The sequence below is a fragment of the Dyadobacter sp. CY345 genome (assembly GCF_021502725.1).
Lineage (GTDB): Bacteria > Bacteroidota > Bacteroidia > Cytophagales > Spirosomataceae > Dyadobacter.
The window spans coordinates 76,336-93,180 of sequence record NZ_JAKFFS010000002.1 but is presented as its reverse complement, the minus strand read 5'-3'; the positions used below and the strand labels follow the sequence as shown (position 1 = coordinate 93,180).

11 protein-coding genes are annotated in these 16,845 nt (G+C 39.8%); 7 read left to right on the top strand and 4 right to left on the bottom strand.

What is annotated here, in order from left to right:
• The first annotated feature begins 126 nt into the window (after positions 1 to 126).
• Together L0657_RS10170 and L0657_RS10165 are read left to right on the top strand one after the other, a co-directional pair.
• Positions 127 to 5,058 (top strand): translocation/assembly module TamB, encoded by a 4,932-nt coding sequence (locus L0657_RS10170; RefSeq protein ID WP_235150508.1) that lies wholly within the window; start codon positions 127 to 129, stop codon positions 5,056 to 5,058.
• Entirely contained in the window at positions 5,048 to 7,501 is a 2,454-nt protein-coding gene (locus L0657_RS10165) for a BamA/TamA family outer membrane protein (RefSeq protein WP_235150507.1), read from the top strand. Before L0657_RS10170 ends, L0657_RS10165 begins: the two co-directional genes overlap by 11 nt.
• Before the next feature lie 22 nt (positions 7,502 to 7,523).
• On the opposite strand, the gene mce is transcribed toward L0657_RS10165, so the two are convergent.
• Together mce and rsgA are read right to left on the bottom strand one after the other, a co-directional pair.
• Positions 7,524 to 7,937: a methylmalonyl-CoA epimerase gene (gene mce, locus L0657_RS10160; RefSeq protein ID WP_235150506.1), complete on the bottom strand. Its 414-nt coding sequence runs from the start codon at positions 7,935 to 7,937 to the stop codon at positions 7,524 to 7,526.
• A 19-nt stretch (positions 7,938 to 7,956) separates the two neighbouring features.
• The gene (rsgA, locus tag L0657_RS10155; RefSeq protein ID WP_235150505.1) at positions 7,957 to 8,892 is read right to left on the bottom strand and encodes a ribosome small subunit-dependent GTPase A; all 936 of its coding nucleotides are present in this window, start codon (positions 8,890 to 8,892) and stop codon (positions 7,957 to 7,959) included.
• Positions 8,893 to 9,183: 291 nt separating this feature from the next.
• Between rsgA and L0657_RS10150 the strand changes: the two genes are divergently transcribed.
• Positions 9,184 to 10,419 (top strand): ROK family transcriptional regulator, encoded by a 1,236-nt coding sequence (locus tag L0657_RS10150; protein WP_235150504.1) that lies wholly within the window; start codon positions 9,184 to 9,186, stop codon positions 10,417 to 10,419.
• Between the two features lie 48 nt (positions 10,420 to 10,467).
• Here L0657_RS10150 and L0657_RS10145 read toward each other — a convergent pair whose 3' ends face one another.
• Positions 10,468 to 11,739 carry a 3-deoxy-D-manno-octulosonic acid transferase gene (locus L0657_RS10145; RefSeq protein ID WP_235150503.1) on the bottom strand — a complete coding sequence of 424 codons (1,272 nt, stop codon included), beginning with the start codon at positions 11,737 to 11,739 and terminating at the stop codon, positions 10,468 to 10,470.
• A gap of 211 nt (positions 11,740 to 11,950) precedes the next feature.
• Here L0657_RS10145 and L0657_RS10140 point away from each other — a divergent pair, with 211 nt between their 5' ends.
• The 4 genes from L0657_RS10140 (at position 11,951) to L0657_RS10125 (ending at position 16,514) form a co-directional block, all read left to right on the top strand.
• Positions 11,951 to 12,715 (top strand): hypothetical protein, encoded by a 765-nt coding sequence (locus L0657_RS10140; RefSeq protein WP_235150502.1) that lies wholly within the window; start codon positions 11,951 to 11,953, stop codon positions 12,713 to 12,715.
• A gap of 70 nt (positions 12,716 to 12,785) precedes the next feature.
• Positions 12,786 to 13,664 carry a lipoyl synthase gene (lipA, locus tag L0657_RS10135; RefSeq protein ID WP_235150501.1) on the top strand — a complete coding sequence of 293 codons (879 nt, stop codon included), beginning with the start codon at positions 12,786 to 12,788 and terminating at the stop codon, positions 13,662 to 13,664.
• A 235-nt stretch (positions 13,665 to 13,899) separates the two neighbouring features.
• A complete protein-coding gene (gene metK, locus L0657_RS10130) occupies positions 13,900 to 15,180 on the top strand; it encodes a methionine adenosyltransferase (protein WP_235150500.1) in 1,281 nt (426 codons plus the stop codon).
• Positions 15,181 to 15,551: 371 nt separating this feature from the next.
• Positions 15,552 to 16,514 (top strand): acyl-CoA desaturase, encoded by a 963-nt coding sequence (locus L0657_RS10125; RefSeq protein ID WP_235150499.1) that lies wholly within the window; start codon positions 15,552 to 15,554, stop codon positions 16,512 to 16,514.
• Positions 16,515 to 16,607: 93 nt separating this feature from the next.
• Here the strand turns inward: L0657_RS10125 and L0657_RS10120 are convergent, their stop codons facing one another.
• Positions 16,608 to 16,823: a hypothetical protein gene (locus tag L0657_RS10120; RefSeq protein ID WP_235150498.1), complete on the bottom strand. Its 216-nt coding sequence runs from the start codon at positions 16,821 to 16,823 to the stop codon at positions 16,608 to 16,610.
• Positions 16,824 to 16,845: the final 22 nt, after the last annotated feature.

The window sequence follows — 16,845 nt, the reverse complement described above, 5'->3', positions numbered from 1 at the left end:
CTTCCTGATGAGTAGCATATTTGTCTGCCAGCCAGAAAATATACTACTCATTTATTTAAATAGATACGCTGTTACGAAAACTTCACCCATCCTGATTTTTTGAAACGGATGGAATAACTTGATAGAATGAAGAAAGCACTAAAAGTATTGGCTATAATCGTACTGACAGTTTTAATCCTGATTGGTGTAATGATATGGGGAATACAAACTCCCGCAGGGCAAAACTTTCTAACCGCTCAGGCAAATACTTATTTGCGCAAAAAGCTTAAAACAAAACTCAATGTTGAAAAAATACGCTTCGATGTTCCTGACTGGATTGTCTTAGAAGGGGTTTTCTTTGCCGATCAAAAAGGTGACACACTTGTTTCCGGTAAGATGCTGCGTGTCGATTTGGATATGTATTCTCTGATCAAAGGAAATGTAGGAATTAATAAAATTGAGTTAGAAGGAGCTGTGGCCAATATCTCCCGGACCTTACCTGATACTGTTTTCAATTTTCAATTTATCGCTGACGCATTTGCAAGTTCCGACCCGGATGCTCCTGTTGACACAACAGCAGCGCCAATGGAAATGCGTTTGGACAGAATATTATTGAAACAAGTTCGTCTTTCATATAAAGATGCAGTGATTGGTACTGACGCAGACGCTAATATTGATTCTGCGAATGTACAGTTTGATAAGTTCAATCCTACCCTATCACAATATCATCCGACAAAAATTGCTTTGTACAATAGCGCTGCGAAGGTCAGGATGTATCAGGCGTTAAAGGTTGACACCACCGAAAGTGCCTCAAATCCTGCTGATTCTCTGGATTTGAAGTTGAGTGACATTGACATCAATAATTTTAACTGGGTCTTCACGGATGAAACTTCGGGACTAAATAATGGCATAACTGTTGGTCAGTTGAAAGGAAAAATCAATAGCATATATCTGGGCAGTCAGCGCGTAAATGTAGAAAGTGTTCTGATTGAAAACATGACGGCCTACGCAGAATTTGCTAAAAAAGAAGCTGCAAAAACAAGTCCTCCCGATACCAAAACGGACTCAACGGAAACGCCTGGCTGGTTTGCAGTTGTGAAAGATATTCAGTTGGTTAATAATAGCCTGCGTTACGATGACTTCAATTCCAAACCAATTGCCAAAGGTCTTGACTACGCTCATTTAAATGTAAAAAAATTAAATGTTGATCTTAAAGATTTTCTTTTTTCATCCGACAACATTACAGGAAAATTAAAAAAAGGATCGTTTGAAGAAAAAAGCGGATTCAAACTTCTGACACTTCAAACTGATTTTGGATATGGTTCAAAACAGACTTACCTGAGAAATCTTTTAGTAAAAACACCAAAAACAACCTTGCGTGATGAACTGACATTACGTTATAATAATATAGACGATCTGACGAATAACTTGCCGAATGTAAAAATCCGGTTAAACTTGAAAGATACAAAACTTGCCTTTTCAGATATATTACTACTCGTTCCTGATCTTGCGACTACGCCACCATTTAGCAAAGAGCCAAACGGAATGGTTGAAGGATCTGGCCTGGTGACAGGCAGTGTTGATGATATGCTGATTTCGAAGGCCCGTTTCAGTATGCTTGATGGAACGGTTTTGAGTCTGGATGGACGAATTAAAGGTTTGCCAGATGCAAACAAATTATCGGCAGATATGACAATTAATGAATTGTCATCAACCAAAGCTGATTTGATGAAAATGCTTCCTGACAGCGCAGTTCCTTCCAGTATTGAACTTCCGGAACAGATTAAGATTTCAGGCAAGGTCAACGGATCGATGGCTAATCTTACCATGAATACCACCATCGCAACTTCATTTGGAAACGGAACATTCGATGGAAATCTTCAGAATATCACGGATAGCATCAAGGCGCAGTATAACGGAACGCTGAGTTTCACAGATTTTGATATGGGGAAAATGCTGAAACAGCCTCCTCAGGAATTCGGAAAACTGACCTTATCAACCCGCCTTGAAGGAACTGGTTATACGCCTTCCAGAATGAGAGCTAACCTGGATGGAACAATTCAAAGCGCTGACATTAAGGGATATGTTTATCATAATTTAGTGCTTAAAGGAGCTATTGATCATAGCTTGGCGAATGTTTCAGCCAATATGAAAGATCAGAATATCGATTTATCGCTGAACGGACAGGCTGATCTTTCGAAAGAATTTCCTAGTGTCAAAGGTGAAGCGAATATAAATCACCTGAACCTTACGGCATTGAACCTATATAATGATTCTTTGCAGATCAAAGGAAATATCAAAATTGATATGCCCTCAACGAATCCTGAAAATCCCCTCGGAACTGTTTCGGTAAATGATTTTGTTCTGACGCATCATAAAAGGCCTGTCAGTATTTCCGATATGACGGTTCAGCTTAGCGACACGGCCGGAAATAAAAGAGCTACTATTGCCTCTCCTTTCTTAAATGCAAAGATGGAAGGTGATTTTGTTTATACTGAAATTGCAGATGCGATTTTTACAGAAACAAGCAAACACTTTTCCGTTCCTGGTTTGACTTATAAACCGGTTACCAAACCGGTAAATTTTACGCTCGATGCTACGGTAACAGATCACCCGTTATTCAAAATATTTGCTCCTCAGCTGACAGAATTGAAGCCTGTCCAACTCCACGCAAAATTGAACAACCAGCAGGACTCTACGCTTGTCGCAAGTCTGAATATTCCACTGGTTGAGTATGACAGTATTCATACCGAACGCGTTTTGGTCAATCTGAGCAGCGTTAAGGAGAAAGCAGCCATGACTGCAAGTATAGGAAATGTTCAAACGGGTGGCTTTCGAATGCAAAATGCAGGATTAACGACTGACATTGCCAAAAACGACATCAAATTCAATTTTATCGTAAAGGATTCTGTACAGACAGACAGACATGGAATTAACGGCGATCTGGCGCTGGTTGACAATCGATATCAATTACGTCTTCGTGAAGGGTTGTTGATCGATTATCGTAAATGGGCGACAGATACGGAAGGTTACATACAATATGCACCGGATAGTGTTTTAGTCAAAAACTTTGTCATCCGCCAGGATTATCAATCCATTTCTATTAACTCTTCGACAGATCAGCCAAACAGTCCTCTGGATATTGTCGCAGACAGCATTTCAATAGGACCATTTGCCGCACTTGTGACCCGGGATTCTACGATGGCGACGGGTACGTTAAGTGGAAAAATCAAGTTAAGCAATTACATGACTTCGCCAGTTTATACCGGCCGTCTGGATATTAATAATTTTGCCTTTACCAAAATCCCGATTGGAAATTTATCGATCCGTTCCACCAATGAAACCGAAGACCGAATTCGTGTCGGTGTAAATCTTATCAGTGATAAAAACGATATGCGACTATATGGTAGTTATCGTCTGAAAGAAGAAGAGCCGCTGAATTTCACATTGGACATGAAGAAATTTGGGGCAGAAACAATTGAAGCATTCAGTTTCGGACAACTGAAACGCGCAACAGGAAATCTGTCAGGAAAGGTAGCGATTACCGGATCAACGGATAGCCCTAAGTTAAATGGAAATATGGGTTTTGACGATGTCGCTTTTAGTGTGACACAACTTGGAACGCGTTATTCTTTAACAAACCAAAAACTTCAATTCGCCGATCAGCGCATCAATTTTAATAACTTCACGGTCGCAGATTCACTTAACCAACAGTTGAAGGTTAACGGGAGCGTGAATATCGCCACACTTCCTGATGTCGCTTATGATCTGAAAATAGATGCTAAAAACTTCAGCGTGCTGAATTCCACCCAAAAGGAAAATGATCTTTTCTATGGTAAGGCACTTATTGATGCTAATTTAACGGTAAAAGGAAAGGGCAGTAGATCTGTCGTGGATGGAAATATTAAAGTTGACCCGGAAAGTAATGTGACCGTGGTCATGTCAAACAGTGTGACAGAAGCCGGTGACGCGAGCAAAGGCGTCATCGAATTTGTGGACATGAGTGACCCTACACAGGTTGCCAAGGCGGACTCGGCAGATGCTGCCGCGCAGATCATGGTGGATTTTGCGTCTCAAATTTCTCTGGATATTGACGTTGATGACAAATCCCAGTTTACGGTGGTTATCGATGAGCTGAATGGAGATAATATCAAGCTAAAAGGAAATGCCAAGCTTAACACAGGTATATCTCCAAACGGGCAGCTTTATTTGATCGGTGCCTATGACGTGACGCAAGGTTCATATGACCTAACGTTGCAAATTCTTAAACGTAACTTTGAGATCAGAAAAGGAAGTAATTTGATCTGGACAGGCGATCCGATGAAGGCGGATTTGAATATCACGGCTGTATATCCGGTTATGGTAGATCCTGGATCGATTGATAATAATTACAAGGGTGATAGAAAAGTACCAATTGAGGTTCAGATTATCATTACTGGAAATCTCTCCACGCCGAACATTACCTTCAATGTGGAGCCAGGTATTGAGGCACCGGAAAGTTTTAAGAATGATCTTACGAATCTGACGTTTTGGGCCGACATGAAACAAAGTCCTTCCGAAATGAACAAACAGGCCTTTGCTTTGTTGATTACAAATAAATTTATTACCGACCAGGCTTCACCAGGTTTCAACATTGGGTCAAGCGCAGAGCAAATTGCACGTCAGAGTGTTAGCCAGCTTTTGAGCGATCAGCTGAATAATTTGGCGGGAGATTTGGTAAAAGGTGTCAATCTTGACCTTAACCTAAATTCTTCAACAGACCAGATAGCGGGTTCGAGGACGGACCTTAATGTTGGTTTGAGCAAGGCTTTTATGGGTGACAGATTAAAGATTTCTGTGGGTAAAAACTTTGAACTGGAAAGTAAATCTCAAACACCAAGCTCTACCGAAGTCTTTGATAATATTCAGCTGGATTATTCACTTAGTAAAGATGGACGGTACTTATTCCGTGGATTCAGAAAAAACCAATATCAGTCAATTTTGGAAGGATTTATAATTGAAACTGGTGTGAGTTTTATTATAACGGCCGACTACGATTTATTCCGTGAAATTTTTCAAAAACAAAAAAATGAAAATTAATTCTTTAGCCATCTTAGTGATTTGTATTTTGCTGGGCAGCTGCTCAGTTAGAAAGTACGTCCCGGCTGGCCAAAGCCTGTATGTTGGGAATAGTGTAAAGGTAATACCGGACTCTCTGAGCAAGCCCAAAGTCGGCGAGCTTGCAACCAGTCTCGAAGCTATAATAAAACCGCCGCCGAATAGTACACTTTTAGGTTTTCCGTGGAAAGTTTGGTTTTACTATTGGATTGGCGAACCAAAGGATGAAGGTGGATTGCGCAGCTGGTTTAGAAAAAAACTTGGACAGCCTCCGGTTTATGCCAATCAGAGAATTGTGGACATTAATGCAGCCAATATGGTTGGGTTTATGGACAACGAAGGTTACTACAAATCCTCAGCAAAAGGCGTAATTAAACACAACGAAAAGAAAAGGACTGCGATCTCTGAGTATGAGGCTTATGTTATGCCGCGATATTTTATTAATGAAATTAATTTTGTTGTACCCGACAGCGCGCAATTTAATAAGGACTTTGTCAGAACAAAAAAGGACTCCTATCTCAGAAAAGGCGATCCGATTCGGCTTGATGTCGTTACTGCTGAACGTTCCAGGATTGAGCAATTGCTGAAAGGAAAGGGTTATTATTATTTCAACCCTGATTATCTTATTATGCGCGTTGATTCCACGATTGGTAAGCAGGATTCTACTTTGGCTCAGCAACAGGTTAATTTATACCTTGAGGTGAAAAAGGAGACTGCTCAAACAGCTTTGAAACAATATTATATCAATAATATTTTTGTCAATACCGGTACCAATGAGGACAAAAGTGCTGACAGCGCGACGAATAAAGGACCTGTAAGGCGTGGTTTGAATATTAACGATCCTGGAAAGCTCTACAAACGCCGGATATTTTATGATGCGATCGCTTTTCGCAAGGGAAATCTTTATACCAATACCCAACAGGATCTTTCGGTTTCCAGACTTGTCAATTTCCAGAATTTCAAATTTGTAAAAAACAGCTTTGAACTGGTGCCAAGATCCGATTCTGCGATGTTAAATGTGTATTACAATCTGGCGCCGCTGAAAAAGAAATCGTTGCAAACGGTATTGAGTGCGAGTACAAAATCCAACAACCTCGGAGGTTCTGAACTTAGGGTAAACCTTAAAAACAGAAACTTTTTGCGCGGCGGTGAGATTTTCACACTAAGCCCTTATTTTGGATTTGATGTGCAGCTAGGTGGAAACCGGGTAGAAAACCCGGGCAGGGTTGGAAATGAATTTGTTAGATATGGTGCTATTGCCAGTCTTTCGTTTCCAAGATTTGTTGTACCTTTTGTCAGAATCCGTCCGGAAAGAAGCCAGGTTTTACCAAAAACAGTGATGGCTCTTACCTATGAAAACAGGATTCAGCGAGGTTTTTACACAACGCGCTCTATCCGTTTTGATTATTCTTATGTGTGGAGTAAAAGTTCGAAACTGGAACATAACCTGACACCGATTGCGATAAACTTTGTTGAGCCTCGTAATGTCGATGTTCTGAAATATGCCGAAATTATTGATAGCCCTAATTTAAGTCCTCTTGAAGCCAGGAGGTTAATAGACTTATTTGAAACCAAATATATCATTATGGGCTCCAATTATTCTGTCTCTTACCGCCCAACACCCCGCCCATTTAGCAAAAACCAGTTTGTCATGCTCGGTGGTATTGACTACGGCGGAAATTTACTAAGTCTTTTCGGTAAAAAACCAGATGCTAGTACGACGGATAATCCTGCCAAAGAGCTCTTTGGCGTACCTATTTTACAGTTCGTCAAATTTGATGGAGACATTAGGTATTACAGAACGATCAATTCAAGAATAAAGTGGGCTAACCGATTACTGGGCGGGGTGGGTATCCCATTTGGAAATTCCAGAGCCATGCCAATGCCTCAGTTTAAACAATATTTTGGCGGAGGAAGTACCGGCCTTCGTGCATTCAGGGCAAGAGCAATTGGACCTGGTGCATATTATCAGGATACATCCTCAATCAGACTGTTTGGGTATCAATCGTTTGGCGACATCAGGCTTGAAGCAAATTCGGAGGTCCGTTTGAAATTTACTGACATTATCGGTGGTGCTGTATTTGTTGATGCCGGAAATATCTGGTCCTATCGTGGAGACGCATCGGAAGGCTACGGCTCTGAATCTGTTTTTAAGAAGAACTTTTTAAACCAGGTTGCCGTAGGCGGTGGTATAGGTCTTCGTCTGGATTTTTCATTTCTGGTTTTCCGTCTGGATCTTGCAACACCATTCAGGAAACCATGGTATACTAATACGCCCGTCGCCACAGACCCGGATGCACCTTTTGATCCTGATGCTCCCGTGAAATATAAAAATCCCTGGGTATTCAAAGAAATTAATTTTGGAAGTCAGGCCTGGCGAAAAGAAAATTTAGTACTTAATATTGCAGTAGGACTTCCATTCTAACCAAAATAATAAAGCCGGATTTTTAACGATCCGGCTTTATTATTTCCTGGCATAGCTCAATCAGTATGCCATTGGTTCCCTTAGGATGTAGAAAACAAACAAGTTTATTATCCGCTCCCGGCTTTGGTTTATCGTTCAATAAGGTAAAACCTTCACCTTTCAATCGCTCCATTTCTGAAACGATATCATCTACTTCAAAAGCAACATGGTGGAATCCTTCGCCTTTTTTTTCTATAAACTTAGCAATCGCACTGTCAGCATCCATAGCTTGCAGCAGCTCAATTTTAGTCTGATTTATTTTAAAAAACGATGTTTCTACCAGTTCAGAAGCGATTGTCTCTTTTTTGTAAGGTTTACTATTGAACAAAGCACCGAACAATTTTTCAGCAGCTTCAAGATCTCTGACCGCAATTCCAATATGTTCAACATTTTTCATGCTCAGAGATTTTAGAATCCTATCTGCGGTTATCTCCTCCCCCAACCATACTTAAATAACTTTCGTAGCGACTAAATGCGATTTCATCATTGCTTACGGCGTCTTTAATTGCGCAACCTGGTTCATTGATATGCTGACAATTATTAAACCGGCACTCATTCAACCGCTTACGCATTTCAGGAAAATAGTGACTGATCTCTTCCGGTTTCATATCTGCCAGACCAAGTTCTTTGATACCCGGAGAATCGATGATGAACGTTCCGGGTTCAAGTTCAAACATTTCTGCAAACGTTGTCGTGTGTACCCCTTTGTTAGCAAATGTTGAAACTTCCTGGGTTTTAATATCCAAAGTTGGCGCAATCGTATTGACCAATGTTGATTTTCCAACACCTGAATGACCTGACAAAAGCGAAACCTTTCCTTTCAAAAGCTGCCTGAAATCTTCCAGTCCTTCGCCTGTTACAGCTGTTGTAGCCATGCACGTATAACCCAGACTGGTATACAGATCCATCAACTGCGTCTGAAATTCCTTGATTTCATCATTCAGCAAATCCTGCTTATTAAAAATAATAACACCGGGAATCCTGAACGATTCAATGGCTACCAGAAAACGATCGATAAAACCTAGTGAGGTACGTGGAAAAACCAATGTCGCAATTAGTATAGCCTGGTCAACATTTGCCGCAATTAAATGTGAATGCGCCGTTTTATGCACCGAAGCGCGGACTACATAGTTGGTCCGAGGTAAAATTTCATAAATAATCCCTGAGTTTTGATTTTCATCCTCAATTTCAAATCGCACATAATCTCCCACCGCGATTGGGTTTGTCACTTTTAAACCCATCGTTTTAAATTTTCCCTTCAACCGGCATTGCCAGATATGTCCGTCGCGGTCGTCCCGGACTTCATACCAGGAACCTGTCGAGCGAATTACCAATCCTTTTTCAAACTCCATTCTAACGATTTCAATAACTTATATGATGACGAATATAACAGAACTTTTAGGTAGTCGGGCGTGATATGGAAATTATTGTAAAAAGGGTGTTAAAGATAAAGTAGTTTATTTGCCGTATGTGCCTTTTCCTGATATATTGATATACTATTAACAAATTGAAAATAGTTTATTAAGTTATTTTAATAAAATAGGGTGAATTAATGTATTATTTTATATATTAGTCCCTGACTATCATTTTAATTGGCTGATAATAGTCTGAACCCCTAAATTGCCACATGTTTTAAATATGCTATGAATTCTGCTGTTGAGGAGCCAAATTCCGTTATTGATATTAGAAAAAACCGTCTCAGAAGTAATCTTTTACTAGAATTATACCAGTCAGGCGATACCTCCATTAATAAAATGGCCCGTTTGTTTCATGCCAGTATACCATCTGCAACCGGTATTGTGAACGAACTTATCCGTGAAGGCTGGATTACCGAAAGTGGTACTGGCCCAGCACGAGCCGGCCGCCCTCCGGTTTTATATGGATTGAATAGTAAAAAATATTTGACTTTGATCATGGATATCAACCGCCATGATACACATCTGGTAATTTTTGATTTACATAATCAGATCATCGTCAAGCGTAAAGTTGATATCAGGCTGGATGATTCTTCAAGTTTTCTCGAAGAATTATTTCAGGAAACTGAATCATTTTTGAAATTTCACGATATACCACGTGAAAAGTTATGGGGAATCGGGGTTTCAATGCCCGGTTTGATTAATGCAGGACAAGGAATAAACCTGACCTATCTTAATCTTACACCTCCTGGTGTTCCATTATCAACCTATCTAAAAAATTATTTTAATCTGCCAGTATGCTTATGTAATGATACAAAAGCTACGACAATCGGAGAACATCGTTTTGGTTATGCAATCAATAAATCGCAGGTTTTAACGATTAATATTGACTGGGGCGTTGGTTTAGGAATTTTGTTAAATGGTGAAGTTTTTAACGGTGCGTCCGGCTTTGCGGGTGAATTAGGGCATATTCAGGTCAAACCTGATGGCTTACTTTGTCATTGTGGAAAAATCGGCTGCCTTGATACAACAACTTCTGCAATGGCTTTGATTCGCAGAGCAAAAGAAGGTATTACGAGTGGGCAAGCCACGATTCTCTCTCAATTGGTAAATGACAATCTTGACTTATTGGATACAAGCCATATTATTGAAGCCGTTCACGCAGGTGATGAGTTTTCAATCGATTTGTTGAGCACTGTCGGAACAGAATTGGGTAAAGGGCTGGCGACGGCTGTGCATCTTTTTAATCCGGAAGTAATTATCGTAGGCGGTTTATTGGCAGAAGCTGGTCCGTTTATATCCAATCCGATTGAGCAGGCGATCAACAAATATTGCTTATCTGATTTCAAAAATACGCTTTCCATTCATATTTCTAAATTGGGTCCAAAAGCAAGATTGCTTGGAACACAGGCACATTTGTTTGAACACCTGATTGTTAAAGAATTTTCGTCTCCTTTGGGATAAAATTATTACCGGGAAGATGAAAATTATGTCTTCCCGGTTATCTATAAATTATTTCGTCAGAATATTCCTTACCTTTTTCATAACTATTTCCGTTGCTCCGATTCTGGAAGCGACATAGTTTTCGCTGATCGCGTTAAGTTTAGTTCGCTTTACATCATCAGTCATCCATTCTCCCAGATATCGTTTTGCTTCATCAGAATCCGCGATTGCCTTTGCACTTCCTTCCTTAATCAGATCAACAGCTTCCTGAAACTTTTGATACTTTTTATTCCCAAAAAGAATCGGCAACCCAAATGTTGCGGCTTCAAGTATATTGTGTAAACCCGAGCCAAAAGATCCTCCGATGTAACCAATGTCGCCGTAACTATATAAAGATGACAACATGCCGATATTGTCAATAAACAGATAATCGAAAGGCACAACTGGTGAATTTGAATCAACCGCTTTTTTATATTGAGAATATAACATTGATTTTCCCTTCAACTGCTTTTGCCAGCTTTCCATATGCGATTGGTCAATTTCATGCGGCGCAAAAATGACCTTCAAAGGCTTCTCAATTTCATTCAATGTAGGAATCAGCACCTGCATATCCGCTTCCCAGACAGATCCGGCGACCATACAAAGTGTATTATTTTTGAAAGAAGCAATTTCTGGCAAATTTTTTATCCCTTTCGCAATGGCATAAACACGGTCGAAACGCGTGTCGCCAGCAAGCGAACATTGGTCAATGTCGATACCTCTCAATAGTTGTAAAGACACATCATTCTGGACAAAAAGATGATCAAAATAAGAGAGCATTTTTCTATAAAAACCACCGTAAGTTTTGAAGAAAAGCTGATCCGGACGAAATATTGTTGAAAACGAAAGAATATAAGAACCGCTCTTTTTGAGCTCCGACAAATAGTTATACCAGAACTCGTATTTAATAAAAAAGGTAATGGTTGGCTGAAACAGTGTTACAAATTTCTTTGCATTACTTTCAGTATCAATCGGCAGATAACAGATATAATCTGCTCCGGCATAATTTTTCCGAACTTCATATCCGGATGGAGAAAAGAATGTCAACAGGATAAAAAAATCCGGATATTCTCTTTTAAAGGCTTCCATTACAGGTCTTCCCTGCTCGAATTCTCCGAGAGAAGCGGCATGAAACCAGGCCACCGGCCGACCATTGATCAGGGATGGAATCGTCTTTTCAAGTTTTTCAATGAGTCCTTCACGACCTGTTACACCCAATTTCACTTTTGGGCTGAATGCTGCCGCAATATGCATAAGCCCGGAAAAGGCATTCATTGCCAACTGATACAAAAATTCCGACAAAACGATAGGTTTATTAAAAATTAAAAGACAATTTATACAACTAATGAAGCTTAAAACAGGCTTTTTTGATTCTTTTTACGTTTAAAGAACATAAATGTACAAAAAACCGTTAATGTGGAATTAGGATGGGAAAGGATATACGATAATTTTGTAATTTCACTCCTCAATTCGCTTTTATTTAGTGATCACAAAGAGATATATTCGTGTAAATATGATTCGTGTAAAACTTTTACTTTCGATCTGTATTCTGGTTTTCCTATCCACGGATATATATGCCCAACGCAGGGCAAAAGGCGAGGATATTGATGAGGTATATAAATCATTTACTTCCTTCGGTCTGACAACCAATACCAACTCAGGAATTTTAGGTGGAGCTGTATTTCGTAATTCGAGTGCTATTCCCGGCAAATTATTTGGTAAAAACCAATATCGTTATTTGGCCGTAGAACTGGTGAACGTAAGACATCCAAAGGAGCTTGCCCAAAGTTTTAATACCGGCGCACGGTTTGTTTATGGAAAACAAAATTATCTTTTTGTTCTACGTCCGGAATACGGAAGAGAAATCACGTTATTTAATCGGCATGAGGATGAAGGAATAGCGATCAGTGCGATTGTTGCCGCTGGTCCTTCGCTGGGATTTGAAAAACCTTACATGATACAAAGACAAGTAGCAGGAGGACAAGTGGTTACGACTCCTTTACGTGTTGATCCTAATTCCACGCAAGATCCTTATGAAGGCTTTGTAGGTGTTGGAAGCTTTTTTTCCGGTTTTGGACAAAGTAAAGTTGTGCCGGGATTACATATAAAAACCGCTCTCAGCTTTGAGCTAAGTGCATTTAGAGAAAATGTTACTGGTGTCGAAATCGGGTTTCTTGCAGAGACTTTTACCCGTAAGATTGATATTATGGCTTATGCGCAGAACAAGAGTTTCTATACATCAGGCTTTATCACACTCTATTTTGGCAGCAAAAAATAAGTCGTTAAATTTATAGTATTCCATCGGCTCGTTATTGCAGCCGGTGATTATTGACTTTGATTAGAAAATCATGATTGAACTTCCAGTTATACCTTCCGAACGAAAAAAACGCCCGGACTGGTTACGCGTAAAACTACCGGCAGGACCAGAATTCAGAAAAGTCCGTCAGTTAGTTGACAACTATAAATTACATACAATTTGCGAAAGTGGCAGCTGCCCTAATATGGGCGAATGCTGGGGAGCGGGAACGGCTACGTTTATGATTTTGGGTAATGTTTGTACGCGGAGTTGCAGCTTTTGTGCCGTGGCGACTGGCCGTCCAAATGAATATGACGTAGATGAACCACGCCGTGTTGCCGAAGCAATTAAGTTAATGCAGGTAAAACATGCTGTTCTTACTTCTGTAAACCGGGATGAATTGAAAGATCGTGGCGCAGAAATATGGTATCAAACCGTTGTTCAAGTAAAACAGACTACGCCGGAAACAACGATTGAAACATTGATTCCTGATGTTAAAAATAACTGGGATGCTTTGATCCACATGATCGAGGCCGGACAGGAAGTGGTTTCACACAACATGGAAACCGTTGAGCGCCTGTATCGTTCGGTAAGACCGCAGGCAAAATACGAAAGAAGCCTCGAACAGATCAGAAGAACTAAGGAATTCGGACAACGTACCAAGTCCGGGATTATGCTTGGTTTAGGTGAAACAATGGATGAAGTCTATAAAGCAATGGATGATCTGGTTGCAAACGGACTGGATATTCTGACGCTTGGGCAATATCTTCAGCCGACCAAAATGCACCATGAAGTTATAGAATGGATCACACCGGAAATGTTCGATACATACAGAGAAGAAGGTTTGAGACGCGGATTGAAATATGTTGAGTCGGGTCCTTTGGTTCGTTCAAGCTATCATGCCGAACGGCATGTAAATGTTCCAATCTGATCATTGCGATAAACAATATTTTAGAAAGCCTGATTATACTTTAATATAATCAGGCTTTCTTCTTTACAAGTGACCAGAGATTCTTCTACAAAATGGCGTAATGCCCCTATCTTCTTAATTTTTCCCTGCTGATTATTTGGTTAATGTCTTAAAAAAATTCAATTTTGTTAGTCTTAAGACAGTCGTTAATTATTTAGCATAAATTTAATATAGTAAATAAAACCTAGTACATACTATGCCATATCTATTTACTTCGGAGTCCGTGTCTGAAGGACATCCCGACAAAGTAGCTGACCAGATTTCAGATGCCCTTATTGACAATTTTTTAGCTTGGGATACAAACAGTAAAGTAGCCTGTGAGACTTTGGTTACAACAGGTCAAGTAGTATTGGCAGGAGAGGTTAAAACAAACACCTATCTGGATGTACAAAAAATCACGCGTGAAGTAATCCGTAAGATTGGATATACTAAAAGCGAATACATGTTTGAAGCAAATTCTTGCGGTATTTTATCAGCAATCCATGATCAGAGTGCTGATATTAACCAGGGAGTTGATCGCGCTGTTGCAAACGAAACTTTTGAAGAAAAAGCCAATGCACAGGGTGCCGGTGACCAGGGAATGATGTTCGGTTACGCTACCCGCGAAACTGAAAACTACATGCCTCTTGCGCTGGATCTTGCACATAAGATTCTTCAGGAGATGTCTTATATCCGGAATAATGAACCGGAGCTGATTCCATACCTTCGTCCTGATGCCAAATCTCAGGTAACGATCGAATATAGCGACGAAAATGTGCCTTTACGTATCGACACAATCGTTGTTTCTACGCAGCATGATGACTTTGATTCTGAGGCGACTATGCTTGCTAAAATCAAAGAAGATGTTATTAATATTGTAATTCCACGCGTTAAGGCTAAACTGACTGAATCACTTCAGGAATTATTCTCAGGCGATATAACATTCCATATCAACCCAACTGGTAAATTTGTTATCGGAGGTCCGCATGGTGATACCGGCCTTACTGGTCGTAAAATTATCGTGGATACTTACGGTGGTAAAGGTGCGCACGGTGGTGGTGCATTCTCTGGTAAAGATCCATCCAAAGTTGACCGCTCCGCTGCATATGCGACCCGTCACATTGCTAAAAATATGGTTGCAGCAGGACTTTGTGATGAAGTTTTGGTACAGGTTTCTTACGCGATCGGTGTTGCTCAGCCTTGCGGATTGTATGTTAATACTTATGGAACAGCGAAGGTTGCAGGACATGACGGAGAGATTGCTTCGAAAATTGAGCAGATCTTTGACTTACGTCCATACGCGATCGAGCAGCGTCTAAAATTACGTAATCCAATTTACTCGGAAACAGCTGCTTATGGCCACATGGGTCGTAAAAATGAAATTGTCAAAAAATCATTTAAAGGTGCTGACGGAAAGGAAAAAGAAGTTGAAGTTGAACTCTTCACTTGGGAAAAACTAGATTTCGTAGATAAAATCAAAGAAGCGTTTGCTCTGTAAATTCTTTTAATATTATCGATGCGTATTAGGCCAGCCATTATGGCCGGCCTAATTTTTTGTTTGATTTAAGCGCTTCCACATTATTTTATTATGAATTCTGACCATTATTTAGAATATTTAACTGGAATATTCTTTTAATGTTTACTTTTGGCTAATAATCAATACTCTCATTCGTTGTTATGAAGTGGGATAAAAATTATTCTTCTTCATGACCAGAAGTCATACCTTTTATGCAGTACCAGAAAATCAAGTTTAATAACAAAGAAAAGTCCACTTTCTTTCCTACGCTAAGACAACGAGTTGACCTCTACTTTTCTGAAAATAACCTTTGCAAAACGGGTGGTAATCAAATAATCTTCAAGGCTTTTTTCATGTTGAGCCTTTACCTTATCCCATACTTTTTAATATTAACAGGATCTTTATCCGACATGACTATGCTGGCACTTTCTGTCCTGATGGGCGTGGGAGTTGCAGGTGTTGGAATGTCTGTCATGCATGACGCAATACATGGCTCACTGGCAAACTCCAATATTTTAAATAAAATTTTTGGTGGTTCAATATATCTTTTAGGTGGTAATGCTTACAATTGGGAAGTTCAGCATAACAGGCTTCATCACACCTATACCAATATCCACGAAGTTGATGAGGATATAACCGGGAAATTTTTACTTCGTTTATCTTATCAGGAAAAACAGAAATATATTCATCGTTTTCAGCATATTTATGCATTTTTGCTTTACAGCCTGATGACGATTTCTTTTCTATGGAAAGACTTCAAAGAGATTTCTTTGTTCAATAAAATGTCGGAGACCGGCATGACAAAGCCATATCCGAAAAAAGAATTAATCAGGTTAATTGTGAGCAAACTGGCTTATGTTTTATTTATCTGCATAATACCGCTCGCTTTTACTTCTCTAACTTTTGGAGAATGGGCAATCGGATTTATGGCTATGCATTGCACAGCAGGAATGATTTTGAGCACTGTTTTTCAAATGGCGCATGTCGTAGAAGGAACTGACCAACCCGTTCCTGATAATGTTGGGAATGTGGAAAATGCTTGGGCAGTGCATCAGCTACAAACAACTTCAAATTTTGCAGGCAAAAACCGGATATTATCCTGGTATATCGGTGGGCTGGATTATCAGATTGAACACCATTTATTCCCTTCAATCTCACATATTCATTACCATGCACTTTCCCCCATCGTAAGTCAGACAGCCGAAGAGTTTGGTCTGGAGTATAATGCTAAATCTGATTTTATGAATGCGTTGGGATCACATGTTCGGATGTTGCGGAAGATGGGAACTGAGCGTTCAGCGTTGGAATTGGTTTGACGCGATCAGGAAGACTGTGTTATTATTTCCAGAAATTGATTTGCTTGGCAAGGACACAAGAAGGACTTCTGTATCCAATACGATATTCATATTTTATTGATTATTTTCATTAAGCATATTTTCCATATCCTGTTGATCCCATCCATTTTTATCCCAGGCACTGTCTGCCATTGTAGTAAGTCTTTGAAGGAAATATTGACCTATTAAATCTCTAATATTAGCCAAATCTTCTTCACTTATTTCTCTTGCATAAAGCTTTAACAGCTCTTGCTGAAGATTTGTAAAAGAAGATTTAATCAATGTCGACATATTACCCGTTTTTATTGGAAGT